The organism is Arthrobacter sp. 05L44 (assembly GCF_056397605.1).
In genome coordinates, this window is record NZ_JBFTNS010000002.1 from 255288 (window position 1) to 274848 (window position 19561).

The window sequence follows — 19561 nt, forward strand, 5'->3', positions numbered from 1 at the left end:
GCACCGGTCCTTTGCGTTGGGCCACTGCCTCAGTGCAGAACGGCGTCACGCAGGAGCAGGATCTCTGCCAGCTGCCGTTGCTCGTCGAGCCGGTGGGCCGGGACGTCCCGGCCGCTGAGGATCCGCTGGCGGGTCAGGGCCAGCCGGGTGGCCGCCTGCAGGAACGCCCGCATCTGCGGGGTGCGCCCGATGGAGCGCGCCCAGCGCAGGGCCGAGCGGCGCCCGGCCGGTGTTGCCAGCATCGCGACCTCCTGGCCCGAAAACCAGCCGGCTGCCGCATACTCCTGCAACCGCTGGCGGGTCAGCCGGCGTTCGGCGACGCGCAGCAGCACCACCACCAGTACCGCGGCCAGGAAGATCGGGACCTGGACCAGGATGTACTGGGCCAGGAAGTCCTGCCCCATGGAGTTCCAACCGCTGTGCAGCACCATGGCCGGGACCAGCCCTACCGGGAAGGCCAGCAGGCTCAGGCCGGAATGCCAGCGGCGTGCCGCCAGGCCCAGGACGAGGCCGGTGCTGCCGGTGAAGATCGCGTGGGCGAAGGGTGACATCACCCCGCGGAGGAAGAACACCACCGCGAAATCAACGCCCGGGTTGGACGACTCGGCGATGGCCCGGCCGAAGTACAGGATGTTTTCCGTGAACGCGAAACCGCCGGCAATGGTGAAGGCGAAGACCACCCCGTCCACCGGGCCGTCGAACTGCTTGCGGGCAAACACGAGGAGCAGCAACAGTCCCAGGGATTTCGCGAACTCCTCCACCACCGGCGCCTGGACGGTCACGGCAAACGTCTGGTAGTCCAGTCCCGAGGCCGGGCCGGCGGCGAGCGAGAAAACGGGCTGCAGCAGCATGGTCACGGAAATCGACACCAGGGCGCCCCAGCCGAACGCGAACACCAGCAGCCGCTTGGGCTCGGGCTCCCACCGGTCAATGTAGCGGACGGCCAGCAGGACACAACCCAGCGGCAGCAAAGAGGCGATGAAACCCACAACGAAGCCAGCCGGACCGGTACTGCGAAGCACAAAGGGAAGAACCAGGAACAGGCTGACGAATGCCAGGACCCCGCCGCCGAGGACCAGCGCGGCCATTCCTCCGGAAGCCCTTGCCGCGGGCAGCCGGGGATACCCGGGCTGCGGCGGCGGCCGGTACCCGGGCTGCAGTTGCTGCTCGAAGCCCGGCGCCGGCCGGTAATGCTGAGGCTGGATCTGCCCCATCCAGCTGGGGTTGGATTCCTGCAACGGGTCCGGCGTCACATGTGCCGGCCGGCCGGGGCCGGGATCAGGGCTCGTCATGTCATGAGCCTATGGTGCCCGGTCCGGGCGGCCCAACGGCCAGGTTCCGGTGTGACGGACGACGCCTCCGCCGGAGCGGGGCCGCGGCAGCCTGTGTGGTAATTTGAAAGAGCAAATGATCCTTTTTTAATTCCGTCCCGTGAGGCGGGGAAAGGGGAGACGAGCGTTGACTTCTGTTCCAGAAGCACCGGTTCCGGCCGCGGTCCAGCTCAGCAGGGTTGTCCTCAACCAGGCCGACATTGACCGTGCACTGACTCGTATCGCCCATGAGATTCTCGAATCCAACAAGGGCTCCCAGGACCTTGTCCTGCTGGGCATTCCCAGGCGCGGCTATCCACTCGCCAAGCGCCTCGCCGCCAAGATTGCCGCCGCCGATCCCGGCGTGGATCCGGCCGCAATTATCGGCCAGCTGGATGTGACCATGTTCCGCGACGACCTCTCGCGCCAGCCCACCCGGCCGCCGTACCCCACGCAGCTGCCCCGGACCGGGATCGACAACAAAGTAGTGGTGCTCATCGACGATGTGCTCTACTCCGGCCGCACCATCCGCGCCGCACTGGACGCCATCATCGACCTCGGCCGGCCCCGGATTGTCCGCCTCGCCGTCCTGATCGACCGTGGCCACCGCGAACTGCCGATCCGCGCCGACCACGTGGGAAAAAACCTCCCCACGTCCTCCTCGGAGAAAGTCCGCGTCCGGCTCCACGAAACGGACTCCGCCGGCAACGCCGCGGCCGCCGATGAAGTAGTCATCGAGGCCACCGCATGAGGCACCTGCTCTCCACCGAAGACCTGGGCTACGCCGACGCCATCCGCATCCTCGATACCGCCGAAGAAATGGCCGCGGTAGGGGAGCGGGAGGTCAAGAAGCTCCCCGCACTGCGGGGCCGCACGGTGGTCAACCTCTTCTTCGAGGACTCCACCCGCACCCGGATCTCGTTCGAGGCGGCGGCCAAACGGCTCTCGGCGGACGTCATCAACTTCGCAGCCAAGGGCTCTTCCGTGTCCAAGGGCGAGTCCCTCAAGGACACCGCGCAGACGCTGGCCGCAATGGGGGCAGACGCCGTCGTCATCCGGCATTGGGCCTCCGGCGCCCCGCACCGGCTGGCCGCAACCGACTGGATCGATGCCGCGGTGATCAACGCCGGCGACGGCACCCACGAGCACCCCACCCAGGCGCTGCTGGACGCATTCACCATGCGCCGGCACTGGTCAAAGCTCGCGGGGACGCCATCCACCGGCGCCGACCTGCGCGGAATGCGCGTCGCGATCGCGGGTGACGTCCTGCACTCGCGCGTCGCCCGTTCCAACGTCTGGCTGCTGCGCACCCTGGGGGCGGACGTGACCCTGGTGGCGCCGCCCACGCTGCTGCCGATCGGCGTCGAACAGTGGCCCTGCAAGGTCAGCTACGACCTTGACGAGACACTCGCCGGCGGCGTGGACGCGATGATGATGCTCCGCGTTCAGGGCGAGCGGATGAACGCTTCCTTCTTCCCGTCCACCCGCGAATACTCCCGCCGCTGGGGCTTTGACGACAACCGCCTCCGTGCCCTGGACCGCCTGGGCCTGAAGGACACCATCATCATGCACCCCGGCCCGATGAACCGCGGGCTCGAAATTTCCTCATCCGCCGCCGACTCGCCCCGTTCCACCGTCCTGGCACAGGTGCGCAACGGCGTGTCCATCCGCATGGCCGCCCTCTACCTGCTGCTCTCCGGGGACTCCCGCGAGCCAGCCACCCCCACCGCCGCCTACTCCAAGGAGAGCCACTGATGGCATCACAACACCAGGACGCAGGCAGCGCCGGCGCCTACCTCATCCGCGGAGCCTCGATTCTCGGCGGCGCCGCTGAGGACCTGCTGATCCGCGACGGCGTCATCGCCGGCCGCGGCCCCAACCTGGACACGGACCCAGAAGCGGCCAAGGGCGCCACCGTCATCGACGGCGCCGGTCTCATCGCGCTGCCGGGCATGGTGGACATCCACACCCATCTGCGCGAACCCGGCCGCGAGGACGCCGAGACGGTCGAAACCGGCACCCGCGCAGCGGCCCTGGGCGGCTACACCGCCGTGCACGCGATGGCCAACAGCACCCCGGTGGCGGACACCGCCGGCGTCGTCGAACAGGTCCTGACCCTGGGCCGCACCGCCGGCTGGGTGGACGTCCGGCCCGTCGGCGCCGTCACGGTCGGCCTGGCCGGCCAACAGCTCGCCGAGCTCGGCGCCATGGCCGACTCGCGGGCCAGGGTCCGGGTGTTCTCCGACGACGGGATCTGCGTCAGCGACCCCGTCCTGATGCGCCGTGCCCTCGAATACGTCAAAGCGTTCGACGGCGTGGTCGCGCAGCACGCACAGGAACCCCGGCTCACCGCCGGCGCGCAGATGAACGAAGGCGACGTCTCGGCCGTGCTGGGCCTCACCGGCTGGCCCGCCGTCGCCGAGGAAAGCATCATCGCCCGCGACGTGCTGCTCGCCCAGCACGTCGGCTCACGGCTGCACGTCTGCCACGTGTCCACCGCGGGGTCGGTCGAAATTGTCCGCTGGGCCAAGTCCCGCGGCATCAACGTCACGGCCGAGGTCACACCGCACCACCTCTGGCTCACCGACGAACTGGTCCGCAGCTATGACCCCGTCTACAAGGTCAACCCGCCGCTGCGCACCGACGCGGATGTCCAGGCACTGCGGGCCGCACTGGCTGACGGCACGATCGACGTCATCGGCACCGACCACGCACCGCACCCGAGCGAGCACAAGGAATGCGAGTGGGCCCAGGCCGCCATGGGCATGACGGGCCTCGAAACGGCGCTCTCCGTGGTGCAGCACACCATGATCGAGACCGGGCTCATGGGCTGGGACGACTTTGCACGCGTTACCTCCACCACACCGGCAGCCATCGGCCGGCTCGAGGACCAGGGCAGGCCGCTGGAGACCGGCGAACCCGGGAACGTCATACTCGTGGACCCGGCTGCACGCTGGACCGTGGACCCTTCTAAGATGGCAACCATGGGCCGTAACTCTCCGTTCGCGGGCCGGGAACTTCCCGGCCGGGTAGTGGCCACGTTCTTCAAAGGCCACCCCACCGTCCTCGACGGCCAGCTCAACACCCCCTACCGGTGGCCGGCCGACGCCGTCGACGCCGCACCGGCGGGCCGCAACTGATGGACAGGCTGCTCCCCGGGCTGCTGATGCTCGCCGTCGCGGCGGTGGTCATCGCGCTGATCGCTGTCGGCTGGCGCAACCGCCTGCGCCGCCAGGCCGACGTCGAGCCCCTGCCCCCCGTCCCGGACGAACCCGGTGCGCCGCTGGCGTCCGCTGCCGGCCAGTATGTTGCCTCCACCACGGCCGGCGACTGGCTGGACCGGATCGCCGTGCACCAGCTCGGGATCCGCACCAACGCCGAGCTCAGCGTCCACCCCGGCGGGGTGCTGTTCGACCGATCCGGGGCCGTGCCCCTTTTCATCCCGGCCGCCGCACTCACCGGCGTTCGGCAGGAGAGCGGCATGGCCGGCAAATTCGTCGAGAAAGACGGACTCCTGGTACTCAGCTGGCGGCTCGGGCCGCGCGAGCTGGACACCGGTTTCCGCACCCGCCGGGCCGAGGACAAGGTCCTGCTCCTGGCCACCCTTCAAGATTTGATCTCCGCTGCCCCCCAGGCAGACGCCGATAGTGGAAAGTAACAACGTGACGGAATCCAACGCAGTGACAGAAGAAGTGTCAGAGACAGCCGCAGCGGCGGCCACCAACGGGGCGCCGGCAGCACCGGCCCTCGCCGTGCTGGTGCTCGAAGACGGGCGGATTTTCCGCGGCAGCAGCTACGGCGCCACCGGCACCGCACTGGGCGAGGCCGTGTTCGCGACCGGCATGACCGGCTACCAGGAAACCATCACCGACCCGTCCTACGCCCGGCAGCTGGTGGTGCAGACCGCACCGCACATCGGCAACACCGGCGTGAATAAGGACGACGCCGAGTCCCGCCGCATCTGGGTGGCAGGCTACATTGTCCGCGACGCCGCCCGCCGCCCCTCCAACTGGCGCTCGGAACGCAGCCTGGACGAGGAACTCACGGAGCAGGGCATCATCGGGATCCAAGGCGTCGACACCCGCGCCATCACCCGGCACCTGCGTGAACACAAGACCATGCGCGCCGGCATCTTCTCCGGCGACGCGGCAGCCGCCAGCGACAAGGAACTCGTGGAGGCCGTCCTGGCCAGCGCGCCGATGGAAGGCTCACGGCTCGCCGAGGAAGTCAGCGTCGACGAGGCCTACACGGTGGAGCCCGCCGACTGGGGCTGGGAAGGCGAGCCGCTGTTCAGCATCGCCGCGATCGACCTCGGCATCAAGCGCATGACCCCCATCCGCTTCGCCGAACGCGGCGTCCGGGTCCACGTCCTGCCGGCCACGGCGACCCTCGAGGACGTCACCGCGGTCAACCCCGACGGTGTGTTTATGTCCAACGGCCCCGGCGACCCCGCCACCGCCGACAGCCAGGTCACCCTGCTCCGCTCCGTCCTGGACGCCAAGCTTCCGTACTTCGGAATCTGCTTCGGCAACCAGATCCTGGGCCGCGCCCTTGGCTTTGGAACCTACAAGCTCCGTTACGGCCACCGCGGCATCAACCAGCCCGTGATGGACCGCCGCACCGGCAAGGTCGAAATCACCTCGCAGAACCACGGCTTCGCCGTCGACGCCCCGCTGGAGGGCGCCACCCAGGCGCCGGAAGAACGCTTCGGCCGGGTGGAAGTCAGCCACGTCAGCCTCAACGACGACGTCGTCGAGGGCCTGTACTGCCTCGACATCCCGGCCTTCTCGGTCCAGTACCACCCCGAGGCTGCCTCCGGCCCGCACGACGCCGCCTACCTCTTCGACCGCTTCATCGCCCTCATGGGGGAGACCAAGAAGCCTGCCGGCGAGACACAGACTGCCACCGAATCCAACACTGAGGACAAGAAGTAATGCCCAAGAGAACTGACCTTAAGAGCGTCCTGGTCATCGGTTCCGGCCCGATCGTCATCGGCCAGGCCGCCGAATTCGACTACTCCGGCACCCAGGCACTGCGCGTCCTCAAGGAGGAAGGCCTGCGGGTCATCCTCGTCAACTCGAACCCGGCCACCATCATGACCGACCCGGAGTTCGCCGACGCCACCTACATCGAACCGATCACCCCGGAGGTGGTAGAGAAGATCATCGCCAAGGAACGCCCCGACGCGATCCTGCCCACCCTGGGCGGCCAGACCGCGCTGAACACGGCGATCGCCCTCGACAAAAACGGTGTGCTGGAGAAGTACAACGTCGAGCTGATCGGCGCCAACATCGCGGCGATCGAGCTCGGCGAGGACCGCGAGAAGTTCAAGGGCGTGGTGGAGCGCTGCGGTGCCGAATCCGCCCGCAGCCACATCATCCACAGCATGGACGAGGCCCTTACGGCGGCCGAGGACCTGGGCTACCCGATGGTGGTCCGCCCCTCCTTCACCATGGGCGGGCTCGGCTCCGGCCTGGCCTACAACGAGGGCGACCTCCGCCGGATCGTCGGCCAGGGCCTGCAGTACAGCCCCACGTCCGAGGTATTGCTCGAAGAGAGCATCCTTGGCTGGAAGGAGTACGAGCTCGAGATGATGCGGGACAAGAACGACAACGTCGTGGTGGTCTGCTCCATCGAGAACTTCGACCCCGTCGGCGTCCACACCGGCGACTCCATCACGGTCGCCCCGGCCCTGACCCTGACGGACCGCGAATACCAGCGGCTGCGCGACATCTCCATCGCCGTCATCCGCGAAGTCGGCGTCGACACCGGCGGCTGCAACATCCAGTTCGCCGTCGAGCCGGACACCGGCCGCGTTGTGGTCATCGAGATGAACCCCCGCGTCTCCCGCTCCTCCGCGCTGGCCTCCAAGGCCACCGGCTTCGCGATCGCCAAGATCGCCACCAAGCTCTCGCTCGGCTACACGCTGGACGAGATCCCGAACGACATCACGCAGAAGACCCCGGCGTCCTTCGAGCCGACCCTCGACTACGTCGTGGTCAAGGTCCCGCGGTTCGCGTTCGAGAAGTTCCCGGCCGCCGATTCCACCCTCACCACCACCATGAAGTCGGTGGGCGAGGCCATGGCGATGGGCAGGAACTTCACCGAGGCCCTGCAGAAGGCCCTGCGGTCGCTGGAGCAGAAGGGCTCCCAGCTGGACTTCGGTCCCGTCCCCGAATGGGAAGTCCCCGAGCTGATTGAGAAGGCCAAACGGCCCAGCACCGAACGCCTGCACCAGGTCCAGCGCGCCCTGCTCGGCGGCGCCACCGTGGAGCAGCTGTTCGAGGCGACCAAGATCGACCCCTGGTACCTGGACCAGCTCCAGCTGCTGAACGAGATCTCCCAGGAAATCCGCCGCTCCACCGCCCTGACGCAGGAGATGCTGCAGCGGGCCAAGCGGCACGGGTTCTCCGACGCCCAGATTGGTGCCCTGACGCACAACTCCGAGGACGTCGTCCGCGGCGTCCGGCAGGCCCTGGGCATCCGCCCCGTCTACAAAACCGTCGACACGTGCGCGGCCGAGTTCGCCGCGTACACCCCGTACCACTACTCGTCCTACGACGAGGAGGATGAGGTGGCCCTGCACTCCAAGCCGTCGATCATCATCCTCGGATCCGGTCCCAACCGGATCGGCCAGGGCATCGAGTTCGACTACTCCTGCGTGCACGCCTCGATGGCGCTGCGCAAGGCCGGCTACGAGACCGTGATGGTCAACTGCAACCCGGAGACCGTGTCCACGGACTACGACGTCTCCACCCGGCTCTACTTCGAACCGCTGACCCTTGAAGACGTCCTCGAGGTCATCGCGGCGGAGGAACGCACCGGCGGCGTGATGGGTGTGTTCGTCCAGCTCGGCGGCCAGACCCCGCTCAAGCTGGCGCAGCAGCTCGCCGACGCCGGAGTGCCGATCCTCGGCACGTCCCCGGAAGCCATCGACCTCGCCGAACACCGCGGCGCCTTCTCCCGGGTGCTGGACGAGGCCGGCCTGGTCTCCCCGAAGAACGGCACCGCTGTGTCCTTCGAGGACGCCAAGAAGATCGCCGACGAAATCGGCTACCCGGTGCTGGTCCGCCCGTCCTACGTGCTGGGCGGCCGCGGCATGGAGATCGTCTACGACGAACCCAACCTCTCCCGCTACATTGCCAACGCCACCGAGATCACCCCGGACCACCCGGTCCTGATCGACCGCTTCCTTGAGGACGCCGTGGAGATCGACGTCGACGCCCTCTTCGACGGCAAGGACATGTACCTCGGCGGAATCATGGAGCACATCGAGGAAGCCGGCATCCACTCCGGCGACTCGGCCTGCGTGCTGCCGCCGATCACCCTAGGCAACAACGTGGTGGACCGGGTCCGGACCGCCACCCGCGCCATCGCCGAGGGGGTGGGCGTCCGGGGCCTGATCAACATCCAGTTCGCCCTCGCCTCCGACGTGCTCTACGTCCTTGAAGCCAACCCGCGTGCCTCCCGCACCGTCCCGTTCGTCTCCAAGGCCACGGGCGTGCAGATGGCCAAGGCTGCCGCGCTGATCGGCACCGGCGTGACCGTCAACCAGCTCCGCACCGCCTACAAGATGCTGCCGGAAACCGGTGACGGCTCCACGCTGCCGCTGGACGCACCGGTGGCGGTCAAGGAGGCTGTCCTGCCGTTCAGCCGCTTCCGCACCCTTGAGGGCAAGGTTGTTGACTCCCTGCTGGGGCCGGAGATGCGGTCCACCGGCGAGGTTATGGGCATCGACAAGCACTTCGACACGGCGTTCGCCAAGAGCCAGGCCGCGGCGAACAACGCACTGCCCACCGAAGGCAAGGTCTTCGTGTCCGTCGCCAACCGGGACAAGCGCGCCGTCATCATGGCCGTCAAGCGGCTCTCGGACCTCGGGTTCGAGATCGTCTCCACCGGCGGCACCGCCGACGTGCTGCGCCGCAACGGCCTGCAGGCCACCACGGTCCGCAAGGTCGCCGAGGGCTCCAGTGCCGAGGGGGAGGGCACCATCGCCGACCTCATCGTCGCCGGCGAGATCGACATGGTCTTCAACACCCCGTCCGGCGGCGAGGCCCGCGGTGACGGCTACGAAATCCGTGCCGCCGCCACTTCGATCGGCATTCCCTGCATCACCACCGTGGCCGAGTTCAACGCGGCCGTCCAGGCCATCGAGGCCATGCGGACCTACGAATGGTCCGTCACCAGCCTGCAGGAACACGCCAGCGCCCTCGCCGAGTCGCAGAAACGCGACGCCGAGGAACGGGTCGCGCAGGCTGCCGGTACGGTGTCCCAGCATGCCTGAGGCCGCCGGTACCGGCGGCCGCACCGGCCGGGAGTCCTTTGGCTCCCGGCTCGGGCGGGCCATGGCCCAGCGCGGCCCGCTCTGCGTGGGCATCGACCCGCATCCGTCGCTGCTGCAGCACTGGGGCCTGAACGACGACGCCGCCGGGCTGGAGCGCTTTTCGCTGACAGTACTGGAGGCCGTGGGATCCCTCGCTGCCGCGGTAAAACCGCAGGTGGCGCTGTACGAGCGTCACGGGTCGGCCGGGATGGCGGTGCTGGAACGCACCCTCGCCGCTGCGGCTGACTCCGGTGTGCTGACCATTGCGGACGCCAAGCGCGGCGACATCGGCTCCACCATGGCAGCGTACGCGGACGCCTGGCTGCGCGACGGCTCGGCCCTCGCGGCGGACTCGGTCACCCTGAGCCCTTATCTGGGGTTCGAATCCCTGCGGCCGGCCCTGGACCTCGCGGCAGAGAGCGGCCGCGGAGTGTTTGTCCTGGCGCTGACCTCCAACCCGGAAGGCGCCTCCGTGCAGCACGTCGGCGGGGACGACTCCGTCGCACGCCGGATCACCCGGGCCGCCGCCGTCGAAAACCAGCGCTACACCGCTGAAGCAGGTGAACTGGGGTCCGTGGGCCTTGTGGTCGGCGCAACCGTCGGCTCAGCCCTACAGGACCTTGGTCTGGACCTTGCGGCTGTGCGCGGCCCGATCCTCGCCCCCGGATTGGGGGCGCAGGGCGCCACGGCGGCCGATTTGCGGCGCACCTTCGGCAACGCGTACGGGCAGGTTCTGGGCACCTCGAGCCGGGACATTCTCGGCGCCGGACCGCGCGCCGCCGAACTCCGGGACGCGGCCCAGCGGACCCTCGACGGACTCCGCGACTCTTAGACGCGACGCAGCAGTACACCGTTTGCCAGGAATGGCCGCTATAGCCTCGGCTTTGCGGCCATTTCTGGCAAACGGGCGGCGACGGCGGGAGGCCAGCCGGCCGTCCGACGTCGGGCTGGTCCCCAAACATTGATTTCAGGTCCATCGATTTCGGATCCATTGATTTCAGCCGCTCCCAGCGGGTAGGTTCAGGATGAGTCCGCGGCACGGGCCCGGTGCCGCCCGGCTCGTCCGGCCGGGTGGTTATGCATCGCCTGTCCAGTTACGCAGGGAGGACCTCAGTGAGCTTGCGACCCCTCACCCCGCAGGAACGTTCCGCCGCCCTGCACAAGGCCGCCGCGGCCAGGGTGTCCCGGGCCGCCGCCAAGGAACGGCTCAAGACCGGGGACCTGTCAATCGAGGACCTGCTCAGCGCCGGCGAAACGGACGAGGCCATCGCGCGGATGCGGGTGGTGGAGCTGCTGGAGGCCTTGCCGGGCATCGGGCAGGTGCGGGCCGCGGCGATCATGGAGCGTTTCGGCATCGCGCCCTCACGGCGCATCCGCGGGCTGGGAATTCACCAACGCCGGGCGCTGGTAGATTTTATAGACGAGAAATAGTTTGGTCCGCCAGGCTGCCCCACCGCGACAAAGGAATACGTGAGCAAGAAACCCGGACTGACAGTCCTCGCCGGACCGACGGCCGTCGGCAAAGGCACAGTGTCCACCTACATTAGGGACAACTATCCCGGCGTCTGGCTTTCCGTGTCGGCCACGACGCGTGCCCCGCGTCCCGGGGAGCAGGACGGTGTTCACTACTTCTTCAAGTCCGCCGAGGAGTTCGACTCCCTGGTCGAGAACGGCGAGCTGCTCGAATGGGCGGTTGTGCACGGACGGAACCGCTACGGCACGCTGCGCAGCACGGTTGACGCCGCCATCGCCGATGGCCGGTCGGTCCTGCTGGAGATCGACCTGCAGGGTGCCCGGCAGGTAAAACAGGCCGTTCCGGACGCCCAGTTTGTCTTCCTCGCCCCGCCGAGCTGGGACGAAATGGTCCGCAGGCTCGTCGGCCGCGGCACGGAATCGGCCGAAGAACAGCAGCAAAGGCTGGAAACCGCTAAACTAGAACTTGCTGCTGAACCGGAGTTCGACCACACCGTCGTTAATGATGATGTTCGCCGGGCAGCGGACGAGCTTGTTTCACTCATGGGGCTGACCCCGAACCCGTAACCCAGGCCACGGGAAGTATCGGCCCGTAAGAATTTGGAGAATTCGTGTCCACGAACCTTGAAGGCATCATCAACCCGCCGATCGACGAGCTGCTGAAGGCCGCCGATTCGAAGTACGGACTGGTGATTTTCGGTGCCAAGCGCGCCCGCCAGATCAACGCCTACTACGCCCAGCTGCACGAGGGCCTCTTCGAGTACGTTGGCCCGCTGGTTGACACCAAGCTGAACGAAAAGTCGCTTTCCATCGCCCTGCGCGAGATCAACGAAGGCAAGCTCGTTTCCACGCCGATCGAGGCCGCCGCAGAGTAACAACTCTGCTGCTTGACGGAGGTCACGTGCGCATAGTCCTCGGAGTCGGGGGAGGGATTGCCGCCTACAAGGTGGCATCGCTCCTCCGGCTTTTTACTGAAGCCGGTCATGACGTCACTGTTATTCCCACTGAGGCCGCCACCCGGTTCGTAGGGGTGGCCACCTGGGAGGCGCTCTCCGGGCACCCGGTCAGCAACAGCGTCTTCGACGAGGTGCACACCGTTAACCATGTCCGGCTCGGCCACGAAGCGGAGCTGATCGTCGTCGCCCCGGCGACCGCTGACCTGCTGGCCCGCGCCGCGACCGGACAGGCCAACGACCTCCTGACCAACACCTTGCTGATGGCCGGCGGCCCGGTCCTTATGGCCCCGGCGATGCACACCGAAATGTGGCGCAACCCCGCGACCCAGGCCAACGTCGAAACCCTGCGCAGCCGCGGCATCACCGTCCTGGAACCGGTCTCCGGCCGGCTGACGGGTGCGGACTCCGGCCCCGGCCGGTTGCCCGAGCCGCAGGCGATCTTCGACGCCGCACTGGCCCTCGCGGGCGCCGCCGCCACGCCCGATCTAGCCACGCCCGGGCACCCGGACGGTCCGGCGTCGGACGCGCACCCCGCCGCCCACGGGCCGCTGGCCGGGCTCACCGTCACCATCAGCGCCGGCGGCACCCGCGAACCCCTGGACCCGGTCCGGTTCCTCGGCAACCGGTCCTCCGGCAAGCAGGGCGTGGCACTGGCCGCCGCCGCCCGCGACGCCGGCGCCCGGGTCCGCCTGCTGGCAGCCCACATGGACGTCCCCGCCCCCGGCGGCGTCGAAGTGGTCCGGGTGGAAACCGCGCTCGAGCTGCGCAAGGCTGCCCTGCACGCCGCCGCGGACTCGGACGTTATTGTGATGGCCGCGGCCGTCGCGGACTTCCGGCCGGCGGACGTTTCCGGGACCAAAATCAAGAAGCGGGACGACGTCGCGGACCCTGTCATCACCCTCGTCCGCAACCCGGACATCCTGCGCGAACTCGTCGAAATCCGGGACACGGCGGCGCGGAACCAGCTGATCGTGGGTTTCGCGGCCGAGACCGGTGACGACAACGGCGACGTCCTCGAGTACGCCCGGGACAAGCTGCGGCGCAAGGCGTGTGACCTCCTGGTGGTAAACCAGGTGGGACAGGACCAGGTCTTTGGCCAGGACAGCAACGCCGTAGTCATCCTTGCGCGGTCCGGCTCCGAACCCCAAGAGGCGTCGGGTTCCAAAGCCGACGTCGCGGCTGCCGTGATTGACCGCATCAGCGCCGAGTTGAGCCGGGTTGTCCCGCCCGCTTGAGCGCTGGCGTAATCAACGTCTCCTTAGCAGGACGACACACGCCGCCGGACGCCCGTATCCCAACCAGTAAGGTAGTTGAGTGACTTTACCGCTGCACATCCCAGACTTCCACGGGTCCACGCCCGCTTCGCTCCGGCTCTTTACCTCCGAGTCGGTGACTGAAGGACACCCTGACAAGATCTGTGACCAGATCAGCGATTCCATCCTTGACGCCCTGCTGGCCAAGGACCCCGAGTCCCGCGTGGCCGTGGAGACCCTGGCCACCACCGGCCTGGTCCACGTCGCCGGTGAAGTCACCACGGATGCTTACGTCGAGATCCCGCAGATCGTCCGGGAGACCATCCTCGGCATCGGCTACGACTCCTCGGCGAACGGATTCGACGGCGCCCGCTGCGGTGTCTCGGTGTCGATCGGCCAGCAGTCCAACGACATCGCCGGGGGCGTTTTCAACTCCCTCGAAGCGCGCGAAGGACGCCAGGAAGACGACTACGACCTGCAGGGCGCCGGCGACCAGGGCATTATGTTCGGCTACGCCAGCGACGAGACCCCGTCCTACATGCCGGTCCCGATCTGGCTCGCGCACCGCCTTTCCGAGCGGCTCACGGAGGTTCGCAAGTCCGGCCAGCTGGGCTACCTCCGCCCCGACGGCAAGACGCAGGTCACCGTGGGCTACGACGGCGACCGCCCGGTCTCGCTGGAAACCGTAGTAATTTCCAGCCAGCACGCCGAAGGCGCCAGCCTCGATCAGCTCCGCGCTGACCTCGCCGAGCACGTCGTCGACCCGGTGATGGCGCTCTCCAACCTGGACACCTCCCGCTCGCGCAACATCCTCAACCCGGCTGGCGCCTTTGTGATCGGCGGCCCCGTGGGCGACGCCGGCCTGACCGGCCGAAAGATCATCGTCGACACCTACGGCGGCATGGCCCGGCACGGCGGCGGTGCGTTCTCCGGCAAGGATCCGTCCAAGGTTGACCGCTCGGCCGCCTACGCCATGCGCTGGGTCGCCAAGAACGTGGTGGCGGCCGGCCTCGCGAAGCGGGCCGAAATCCAGATCGCCTACGCGATCGGCCAGGCCCGTCCGGTTGGAACCTACGTGGAGACGTTCGGCACCGAGACCGTCGACCCCGCGCAGATCAGCACGGCGATCGCCGAGATCTTCGACCTGCGCCCGCGGGCCATCATCGATGCCCTGGATCTCAAGCGCCCGATCTACGCCAAGACGGCCGCCCACGGCCACTTTGGCCGCGAGGATCCCGACTTCACGTGGGAGCGCCTCGACCGCGTGGATGACCTGAAGGCCTTCTTCAACGCCTAAGAGGCTCCGGTTCCGCTGAATGTCGTAGCTTTGTGATGTGCTGTAGCCAGGCCGCCAACCGGTGGCCTGGCTACAGTTCTTTGCCAGCAGTGCTGTGGCACCGGACCTTGACCACCCGCAACCAGCGATCGAAGGGAGACCGGTACCGTGGCTTCCACCCGTGGCAGCGCGACCGCCCAGGAAGAGCCCCTGCAGCTCTCCCTGCTGCAGGGCTTCCCTGCCTCTGCCGCTGCTGCCGGGCCGGCCCTGGCCGCGGAACTGCCGGTGGCCCGCGTCCTGCTCGAGTCCCCGCTGCCGCATCTCGACCGGCCCTTCGACTACAGCGTGCCGGCGGAGCTGGATGCCGCGGCCCGGCCCGGAGTCCGGGTCAAGGTCAAGTTCAGCGGCCAGGAACTCAGCGGGTACCTGCTTAAACGGGTAGCCGCCTCCGACGCCGGCCATACGCTGGTGCCCCTGCACAAGGTGGTCTCCCCGGTGCCGGTCCTCATTCCGGCCGTGGCCGAGCTTGCAGGGAGGGTTGCGGCGCGCTACGCCGGAACCGTCAGCGACGTGCTGCGTGTTGCCGTACCGCCGAGGATGGCCAAGCTTGAGAAAGAGTACGCCCCGGACGGTGTGCTGGACCCCGCACTGTTCGGCGCTGATGAGGCCACCGCGGCTCCTGCGGTGGCGGGGCACTCCAGCTGGGCGGACTATCACAACGGCCCCGCGTACCTTCAACACCTCGGCGCCGGGGAATCACCCAGGGCCGTGCTGAGTGTCCTGCAGGGGTTCGGCTCCAACAGCTGGCCCCGGATGATCGCCGAGGCCGTGGCTGCTGTCCGCCGGTCCGGCCGCGGTGCCGTGGTGGTGGTACCGGACTACCGGGACCTTGACCGCGTGGAGGCGGCGCTGCTCGAGCTTCTGCCCGCCGGTGACGTGGCACGGCTGACCGCCGACGACGGCCAGACGCCCAGGTACCGGAGCTTCCTGCGCCTGCTCAGTGGCGCCGCGGGCGTGGCCGTCGGCACCCGCTCTGCCGCCTACGCCCCGGTCCGCGAGTTGGGGCTAGTGGTGTGCTGGGACGACGGCGACGACCTCCACATCGAACAACGCGCACCCTACGCCCACGCCCGCGAGGTCCTCCTGCTCCGCGCAGCCCACGAGGGTGCCGCGTGCCTGCTGGCCGGGCACACCCGCAGCACTGAGACGCAGCGGCTGGTGGAATCCGGCTGGGCCAATGCCGTGGAGGCCGGCCGGTCCGTGCTGCGCCGGACAGTTCCCCGCGTCGTCAACACCGCGGACAGTTTTGAGCAGGAACGCGATCCGCTGGCCCGCATCGCCCGGCTCCCCGGGGCCGCCTGGCGGGCGGCAAAAGAAGGCCTCGAGCGCGGTCCGGTCCTGGTGCAGGTCGCCCGCGCCGGCTACGCGCCCTCCCTGGCATGTGAGCGCTGCCGCGAACCTGCCCGTTGCACCGCCTGCAGCGGCCCGCTCGCGATTGCCGGTCCGGCCGGCAGCGCAGCGGTACCCGTCTGCCGCTGGTGCTCTGCGGCGGCCCCCGAGTGGCGCTGCGTGCACTGCAACGGGGTCCGGCTGCGGCGTGGGGCCACCGGAGCCCTGCGGACAGCTGAGGAACTCGGCCGGGCCTTTCCCGGCAAACCCGTGATCACCTCATCCGGCGACCGTGTCCTGGCGGTCGTGCCCGATTCCAAGGCCCTCGTGGTCGCCACGGTGGGCGCGGAGCCGGTCGCACCCGGCGGGTACGCCGCGGCGCTGCTGCTCGACGGCGATTCGCTGCTGCGCCGGGAGAACCTGCGCGCGGGAGAGGACGCCGTCCGCCGCTGGTTCAACGCAGCGGCCTTGGTCCGGCCGGCCTCCGCAGGTGGCCTGGTGGTCATCACGGCCGAGGACGCGGCAGGGGTCGGGGCGTTGCTGCGCTGGGACCCCGCCGGATACGCCGGGCGCGAGTTGGCCCTGCGGCAGGAGCTGTCGCTTCCGCCGGCGGTGCGGATCGCGTCCGTCACCGGCGGCCGGACCGCCGTCGGGCACTTCACCCAGGCCGTTGAATCCGGGCTCGCCAAACAGGGGATTGTGCTGCGGACGGCCGGCCCCGCCCCGGTGCCCGGATCCGGCGCGGGCATGCCGGCGCCGGCCGGGGCAGGCCGGCCCGGGGGAGATGACGTCCGGACGCTGCTGTTTATCCCGTACGCCCAGGCCGCCGAGGTTACCAAAGCGCTGCGTGCCACGAAGGCAGCCGCCGCGGCCAAGCGCAGCGACGACCCCGTGCAGCTTCGGCTCGACGGTGTGGACGTGCTGTAGCGCCTGCGTCCAACGGTGGGGAACCACCCGCATCCGGCAACCACCAGGAGGTTCCATGCAGTACAAGCGTGTTGTGGATGAGGCGCTGCGGGATCTGTCGCTGGCGCATACCGCCGAAGAGGGACTCCAGGAGTGGATCGAATCCATCTGGCGTGCGGACCAGCGACCGCTGGCCGCCGACGTGTGGGTCTTCTCTCCGGACTTCCGCAGGATACTCGTTGTGGAGCATCGTTGGCGCGGGCTGGTGCCGCCCGGCGGAGAAGTCGAGGCGGGGGAGGCGCCGCGGGAGGCCGCCATCCGGGAGCTGGCAGAGGAAACAGGTCTGCGACCGGTTATTGCCGGCCGCCCGGCGCACGCCGCCCTCCGCTCCTACCACCGGGACCTGCCGGAAACTCTGAACGTGTCCTACTGGGCGACGGCGGACCCGGATGCGGAGCTGGTCCCGGAACCGGGCCAACCCGCGCTGTGGGTCGAAGTGGACTCGCCCTGGCGGACGTACCACGCCGACGACGCCGCGGTGATCTCACATTTCGCCGCCAGCCGTTTCGACGCTCGCCGTTTCGACGGTTCCGGGCCCACTCGACGTCCAGTCGCGTCCAACGGGCAGGGAACCGTCGAAGTGGCCGACGGGTGTGGGCTACCGCCGCTTGCGCCGCCGTAGTTCGACGGCCTCTTCGGCGGCAGCGAGCAGGTGCTGCGCGGAGGCGTCCCAGCTGAACTGCGACGCCCGCTGCACGGCCCGGGCGGACCGGTCCTTCCAAAGCGAGGGCTCCGCGAGTTCGCGGACCGCGGCTGCGAAGGCCGACGGCGACTCCGGATCGACGTAGCTGACAGCGTCCCCGCCCACTTCGCGGAAGATGGGGATGTCGCTGGCAATGACCGGTGTGCCGTGCGACATCGCCTCCACCAGGGGCAGGCCATACCCCTCGGCCCTGGAGAGGCTGACAAGTGCCGTGGTCCGGGCCAGCAGGGCCTCATACTCGGCGTCCGTCACCCCGTTGTGGAACACGACGTCGGCTCCCGCCGGCGTCAGCGCCTCCAGCTCGGTCCGGCGCTCCGGCGTGATCCGGCTCAGGAGATGCAGGGTCATGCCGGGCAGTTCCGCCATGCCGCGGACCATGGTTTCGACATTCTTGTACGGCATAAACGACCCCATGTAGAGCACCGTCCGGTCGGAGCCGGCGCCCGGATCACGCGGGGCCGGCACAGGCTGCGGAGCGTTGCCCACAATCCGGACCGGACGCTTGGTCAGGCGGTACTTGGCCATCAGCGCCTCGGTGGTGGCGCTAATGGTGGCGACGACGTCGGCCCTGTTCAGGAGGACCCGCTGCGGCCAGAACGCCTTGTGGTAGAGCCGCCACAGGACCCGGACGGGAGCAGGAAGGAAGCCCGGAGGGGCAGGGTGTTCATAGTAGATGAGGTCGTGCAGGGTCAGCACCAGCGCGTATTTCCGGCCCCAGGTGCCCATGGTCTGCATCGGGCAGACCACCACGTCCGCCCCGAGCGGGTTGATTTTGGCGGCCACGAACAGTTCGGCCGGGGACAGCGGGCTGTTGATCAGCGTGTAGGGGACGTCCGGCAGCAAGGCCAGCTGGCGGGTGTCACTGATCAGCATGGAGACATCGGCCACCTTAGCGGCAGCAGCGATGAGGCTTGAACCGTAGCGGCTGATGCCGTCGTGGTGGCCAATCCGGGTGAAGCGGGCGTCGATGAGGATTTTCACGCGGTGTGGTCCTTCAGGAAGCGGCGGATGAATTCCGCGGCGGGTTCCGGGGTCTCGTAGTGGATCAGGTGCCCGACGCCGGGAATGACCTCGAGGGTTCCGTCCGGCAGCAACGGCAACAGTTTGTACTGGTCGGGAAGGGTGGCGATCTCGTCCTTTTCGCCCGCCACCAGCAGGACGGGCAGGGTGAGCCGCGGCGCCACCTCGGCGACGTTGCTGCCGACAGAAGCCTTGAAGGCCTCAAGCAGGCTGTCCCGGTCCGCGAACGCCGAAAAGTACGCGCTGTGCTGGGCGTGGACGAACTCCCGCAGCGCCTTGTCCTTGGTCTTGGCCATGGTCTCGCTCATCACCCGGACTATCAGCTGGTTGCGCAGGAGCGCGTTCCCGAGCCTGCGCGGAAGCCGGGCCGCCGCCTCGTAATACAGCACGGCCGCCTTCGTCATCAGGCCCTTGGGGCCTTCCAGGGCGGGCGCGGCGATCGGATTGATGAGGATCAGTTCGGCGACGGCGCCGGGGTGGCTGGCCACGAAATGGCTGGCGATGATCGAACCGAAAGAATGGCCCAGGAGCACCGTGTCCGGCCCCAAGCCGAGGGCCGCCATAAAGTCGGCAACGAACCCGCCATAGCCGGCGACGCTGTGCCCCCCGGCACCGAAAGCACCCGATGCGCCGAACCCGGGCAGGTCGGGCATGATGAGGCGCATCCCGTGCAACTGGTCCACCACCCGCAGCAGGCCGTGGTGGTCGCCGCGGAAGCCATGGATGACGAGGATTGTCCGGGTCTCTGGCGATACGTGGGCCGGTTCGTAGCTCCAGTACGCCACCCGGGTGCCGTTGAGGTCGACGGCCGAGGCACTGGTGCGTGAATCAAGTTCCGCGCTGAGCAGTGGACGCGGGGGAGAGGGCTCGGTGGCCACGTGTTCCATTCGTT

General features: G+C 68.6%; 17 protein-coding genes. 14 read left to right on the forward strand and 3 right to left on the reverse strand.

The window, feature by feature from the left end; all coding sequences use genetic code 11:
• Window positions 1-29: 29 nt before the first annotated feature.
• The gene (locus AC1DHY_RS06460) at window positions 30-1292 is read right to left on the reverse strand and encodes a PrsW family intramembrane metalloprotease (RefSeq protein WP_476903349.1); all 1263 of its coding nucleotides are present in this window, start codon (window positions 1290-1292) and stop codon (window positions 30-32) included.
• A 166-nt stretch (window positions 1293-1458) separates the two neighbouring features.
• On the opposite strand from AC1DHY_RS06460, the gene pyrR reads away from it, so the two are divergent.
• The 14 genes from pyrR (at window position 1459) to AC1DHY_RS06530 (ending at window position 17568) form a co-directional block, all read left to right on the forward strand.
• Complete coding sequence (pyrR, locus tag AC1DHY_RS06465; RefSeq protein WP_476880657.1) at window positions 1459-2061, forward strand: bifunctional pyr operon transcriptional regulator/uracil phosphoribosyltransferase PyrR; 603 nt, start codon at window positions 1459-1461, stop codon at window positions 2059-2061.
• Complete coding sequence (locus AC1DHY_RS06470) at window positions 2058-3065, forward strand: aspartate carbamoyltransferase catalytic subunit (RefSeq protein WP_476903350.1); 1008 nt, start codon at window positions 2058-2060, stop codon at window positions 3063-3065. Before pyrR ends, AC1DHY_RS06470 begins: the two co-directional genes overlap by 4 nt.
• Window positions 3065-4450, forward strand: coding sequence for a dihydroorotase (locus AC1DHY_RS06475; RefSeq protein WP_476879865.1), 1386 nt, complete (start codon window positions 3065-3067; stop codon window positions 4448-4450). The genes AC1DHY_RS06470 and AC1DHY_RS06475 overlap by 1 nt, the downstream gene beginning before the upstream one ends.
• Window positions 4450-4968 (forward strand): PH-like domain-containing protein, encoded by a 519-nt coding sequence (locus AC1DHY_RS06480; RefSeq protein WP_476879864.1) that lies wholly within the window; start codon window positions 4450-4452, stop codon window positions 4966-4968. The genes AC1DHY_RS06475 and AC1DHY_RS06480 overlap by 1 nt, the downstream gene beginning before the upstream one ends.
• Window positions 4969-5002: 34 nt before the next feature.
• Window positions 5003-6244 (forward strand): glutamine-hydrolyzing carbamoyl-phosphate synthase small subunit, encoded by a 1242-nt coding sequence (carA, locus tag AC1DHY_RS06485; RefSeq protein WP_476879863.1) that lies wholly within the window; start codon window positions 5003-5005, stop codon window positions 6242-6244.
• Window positions 6244-9594, forward strand: coding sequence for a carbamoyl-phosphate synthase large subunit (carB, locus tag AC1DHY_RS06490; protein ID WP_476903351.1), 3351 nt, complete (start codon window positions 6244-6246; stop codon window positions 9592-9594). The genes carA and carB overlap by 1 nt, the downstream gene beginning before the upstream one ends.
• Window positions 9587-10465, forward strand: coding sequence for an orotidine-5'-phosphate decarboxylase (gene pyrF, locus AC1DHY_RS06495; RefSeq protein WP_476879861.1), 879 nt, complete (start codon window positions 9587-9589; stop codon window positions 10463-10465). Before carB ends, pyrF begins: the two co-directional genes overlap by 8 nt.
• Before the next feature lie 281 nt (window positions 10466-10746).
• On the forward strand, window positions 10747-11064 hold the full coding sequence (mihF, locus tag AC1DHY_RS06500) for an integration host factor, actinobacterial type (protein WP_476880617.1): 318 nt from the start codon (window positions 10747-10749) through the stop codon (window positions 11062-11064).
• 39 nt (window positions 11065-11103) lie between these two features.
• Entirely contained in the window at window positions 11104-11673 is a 570-nt protein-coding gene (gene gmk, locus AC1DHY_RS06505; RefSeq protein ID WP_476880618.1) for a guanylate kinase, read from the forward strand.
• Window positions 11674-11717: 44 nt separating this feature from the next.
• Window positions 11718-11981: a DNA-directed RNA polymerase subunit omega gene (gene rpoZ / locus AC1DHY_RS06510; protein WP_138769242.1), complete on the forward strand. Its 264-nt coding sequence runs from the start codon at window positions 11718-11720 to the stop codon at window positions 11979-11981.
• 26 nt (window positions 11982-12007) lie between these two features.
• Complete coding sequence (locus tag AC1DHY_RS06515) at window positions 12008-13297, forward strand: bifunctional phosphopantothenoylcysteine decarboxylase/phosphopantothenate synthase (RefSeq protein WP_476903352.1); 1290 nt, start codon at window positions 12008-12010, stop codon at window positions 13295-13297.
• A gap of 79 nt (window positions 13298-13376) precedes the next feature.
• The gene (metK, locus tag AC1DHY_RS06520; RefSeq protein ID WP_476903353.1) at window positions 13377-14612 is read left to right on the forward strand and encodes a methionine adenosyltransferase; all 1236 of its coding nucleotides are present in this window, start codon (window positions 13377-13379) and stop codon (window positions 14610-14612) included.
• Between the two features lie 147 nt (window positions 14613-14759).
• The gene (locus AC1DHY_RS06525; protein ID WP_476903354.1) at window positions 14760-16907 is read left to right on the forward strand and encodes a primosomal protein N'; all 2148 of its coding nucleotides are present in this window, start codon (window positions 14760-14762) and stop codon (window positions 16905-16907) included.
• Window positions 16908-16962: 55 nt separating this feature from the next.
• Window positions 16963-17568 carry an NUDIX domain-containing protein gene (locus AC1DHY_RS06530; RefSeq protein WP_476878911.1) on the forward strand — a complete coding sequence of 202 codons (606 nt, stop codon included), beginning with the start codon at window positions 16963-16965 and terminating at the stop codon, window positions 17566-17568.
• Here AC1DHY_RS06530 and AC1DHY_RS06535 read toward each other — a convergent pair.
• Both AC1DHY_RS06535 and AC1DHY_RS06540 read right to left on the reverse strand, forming a co-directional pair.
• Window positions 17545-18630, reverse strand: a complete 1086-nt coding sequence (locus AC1DHY_RS06535; protein ID WP_476878910.1) for a glycosyltransferase family 4 protein — start codon at window positions 18628-18630, stop codon at window positions 17545-17547. The genes AC1DHY_RS06530 and AC1DHY_RS06535 overlap by 24 nt on opposite strands.
• Window positions 18627-19556, reverse strand: coding sequence for an alpha/beta fold hydrolase (locus AC1DHY_RS06540; protein WP_476878909.1), 930 nt, complete (start codon window positions 19554-19556; stop codon window positions 18627-18629). Before AC1DHY_RS06540 ends, AC1DHY_RS06535 begins: the two co-directional genes overlap by 4 nt.
• Window positions 19557-19561 lie beyond the last annotated feature (5 nt).

What these genes read in the sequence shown, in the direction of transcription:
- AC1DHY_RS06470 (WP_476903350.1), top strand. Translation starts at nt 2,058, where the DNA reads ATGAGGCACCTGCTCTCCACCGAAGACCTGGGCTACGCCGACGCCATC.
- carB (WP_476903351.1), top strand. Translation starts at nt 6,244, where the DNA reads ATGCCCAAGAGAACTGACCTTAAGAGCGTCCTGGTCATCGGTTCCGGC.
- AC1DHY_RS06475 (WP_476879865.1), top strand. Translation starts at nt 3,065, where the DNA reads ATGGCATCACAACACCAGGACGCAGGCAGCGCCGGCGCCTACCTCATC.
- AC1DHY_RS06540 (WP_476878909.1), bottom strand. Translation starts at nt 19,556, where the DNA reads ATGGAACACGTGGCCACCGAGCCCTCTCCCCCGCGTCCACTGCTCAGC.
- AC1DHY_RS06480 (WP_476879864.1), top strand. Translation starts at nt 4,450, where the DNA reads ATGGACAGGCTGCTCCCCGGGCTGCTGATGCTCGCCGTCGCGGCGGTG.
- pyrF (WP_476879861.1), top strand. Translation starts at nt 9,587, where the DNA reads ATGCCTGAGGCCGCCGGTACCGGCGGCCGCACCGGCCGGGAGTCCTTT.
- AC1DHY_RS06530 (WP_476878911.1), top strand. Translation starts at nt 16,963, where the DNA reads ATGCAGTACAAGCGTGTTGTGGATGAGGCGCTGCGGGATCTGTCGCTG.
- AC1DHY_RS06460 (WP_476903349.1), bottom strand. Translation starts at nt 1,292, where the DNA reads ATGACGAGCCCTGATCCCGGCCCCGGCCGGCCGGCACATGTGACGCCG.